The following is a 2,266-nucleotide window of genomic DNA, read 5'->3' as shown; positions in this document are numbered from 1 at the left end:
AGCTATACAACAAATGTAGTCAACGGAAATATTCTGGTAGAAGATAACCGGATCCGGCTTCCGAAATTAAAATGGATCTCCATGAAAAAACACAGGGAGCCTGCAGAAAACTGCCGTCTGAAATCAGTGACAGTCAGTATGGAGCCATCCGGAAAGTATTTTGCAAGTCTGCTGTATGAAGGATACAGCTGCGAAAACCAAGCAGCAGATAAGGATTACAGCAATGTCAAAATACTGGGGATTGATTATGCGATGCAGGGGATGGCTGTGTTTTCAGAAGAGATTGAGATGGAAGAAGCAGGATTCTTCAGAAAAAATGAAAAAAGGCTGGCAAGGGAGCAGCGTAAACTGTCGAGATGTGTAAAAGGAAGCCGCAATTATGTGCGACAGAAAAAGAAAGTTGCCAGGTGCCATGAAAAAATACGCAGCCAGAGAAGAGATTATCTGCATAAACTGAGCCGCAGGATCACAGACCAGTACGATATAGTTGCGGTGGAAGATATTGATATGAAAGCGATGAGCCAGTGCCTGCATTTTGGGAAAAGTATACAGGATAATGGATACGGGATGTTCCGGAATATGCTGGATTATAAGCTTGCCTGGAAGGGAAAAGAATTAGTAAAGGTAGACCGCTTTTTCCCGTCAAGCAAAAAATGCAGTAAATGCGGAAAGATAAAAAAAGAGCTGAAATTATCCGAAAGAGTTTACCGCTGTACGTGCGGAAATGAGATGGACAGAGATCGAAATGCAGCAATCAACATCCGTGNTTTGGCTGCTGTCGTTTTCTGTACAACCAGATGCTTAATGACAAGATCCAGGAGTATAAAAAGACAAAGAAGATGTTAAAGAATACACCAGCCATGTATAAAAAGGCGTATCCATTTCTGAAAGAAGTTGATTCGCTGGCGCTGGCAAATGTTCAGCTCCATCTGGAAAAAGCATATAAGAATTTTTTTCGTGATCCTAAGGTTGGATTTCCACGTTTCAAGTCAAAACATCACTCCAAAAACAGCTATACAACAAATGTAGTCAACGGAAATATTCTGGTAGAAGATAACCGGATCCGGCTTCCGAAATTAAAATGGATCTCCATGAAAAAACACAGGGAGCCTGCAGAAAACTGCCGTCTGAAATCAGTGACAGTCAGTATGGAGCCGTCCGGAAAGTATTTTGCAAGTCTGCTGTATGAAGGATACAGCTGCGAAAACCAAGCAGCAGATAAGGATTACAGTAGTGCTAAAATACTTGGGATTGATTATGCGATGCAGGGGATGGCTGTGTTTTCAGAAGAGATTGAGATGGAAGAAGCAGGATTCTTCAGAAAAAATGAAAAAAGGCTGGCAAGGGAGCANGTGATCCTAAGGTTGGATTTCCACGTTTCAAGTCAAAACATCACTCCAAAAACAGCTATACAACAAATGTAGTCAACGGAAATATTCTGGTAGAAGATAACCGGATCCGGCTTCCAAAATTAAAATGGATCTCCATGAAAAAACACAGGGAGCCTGCAGAAAACTGCCGTTTGAAATCAGTGACAGTCAGTATGGAGCCATCCGGAAAGTATTTTGCAAGTCTGCTGTATGAAGGATACAGCTGCGAAAACCAAGCAGCAGATAAGGATTACAGCAATGTCAAAATACTGGGGATTGATTATGCGATGCAGGGGATGGCTGTGTTTTCAGAAGAGATTGAGATGGAAGAAGCAGGATTCTTCAGAAAAAATGAAAAAAGGCTGGCAAGGGAGCAGCGTAAACTGTCGAGATGTGTAAAAGGAAGCCGCAATTATGTGCGACAGAAAAAGAAAGTTGCCAGGTGCCATGAAAAAATACGCAGCCAGAGAAGAGATTATCTGCATAAACTGAGCCGCAGGATCACAGACCAGTACGATATAGTTGCGGTGGAAGATATTGATATGAAAGCGATGAGCCAGTGCCTGCATTTTGGGAAAAGTATACAGGATAATGGATACGGGATGTTCCGGAATATGCTGGATTATAAGCTTGCCTGGAAGGGAAAAGAATTAGTAAAGGTAGACCGCTTTTTCCCGTCAAGCAAAAAATGCAGTAAATGCGGAAAGATAAAAAAAGAGCTGAAATTATCCGAAAGAGTTTACCGCTGTACGTGCGGAAATGAGATGGACAGAGATCGAAATGCAGCAATCAACATCCGTGAAGAGGCAAGAAGGATGCTGGCAGCATAAACTGTCCGTATCCGGACAAGACAATAAGTAAGAAATATGCCCGTGTCCGGGCAAAAAATCGCGGGG

Annotated in this window: 3 protein-coding genes; all 3 read left to right on the top strand. The window is 42.4% G+C overall.

All coding sequences use genetic code 11. The annotated features are described in order from the left end of the window. The first annotated feature begins 30 nt into the window (after positions 1 to 30). Complete coding sequence (locus GT674_RS16920) at positions 31 to 846, top strand: RNA-guided endonuclease InsQ/TnpB family protein (RefSeq protein WP_442859870.1); 816 nt, start codon at positions 31 to 33, stop codon at positions 844 to 846. After that, positions 798 to 1,424, top strand: a complete 627-nt coding sequence (locus GT674_RS16915; RefSeq protein ID WP_243149193.1) for an RNA-guided endonuclease InsQ/TnpB family protein — start codon at positions 798 to 800, stop codon at positions 1,422 to 1,424. Before GT674_RS16920 ends, GT674_RS16915 begins: the two co-directional genes overlap by 49 nt. 62 nt (positions 1,425 to 1,486) lie before the next feature. Beyond that, complete coding sequence (locus GT674_RS16910; RefSeq protein WP_442859869.1) at positions 1,487 to 2,200, top strand: RNA-guided endonuclease InsQ/TnpB family protein; 714 nt, start codon at positions 1,487 to 1,489, stop codon at positions 2,198 to 2,200. Positions 2,201 to 2,266: the final 66 nt, after the last annotated feature.

The sequence above is a fragment of the Blautia sp. BIOML-A1 genome, assembly GCF_009883055.1.
Lineage (GTDB): Bacteria > Bacillota > Clostridia > Lachnospirales > Lachnospiraceae > Blautia_A.
The sequence above is the reverse complement of the archived record's forward strand: the minus strand, read 5'-3'. Positions and strand labels throughout refer to the sequence as shown.

What these genes read in the sequence shown, in the direction of transcription:
- GT674_RS16910 (WP_442859869.1), top strand. Translation starts at nt 1,487, where the DNA reads ATGAAAAAACACAGGGAGCCTGCAGAAAACTGCCGTTTGAAATCAGTG.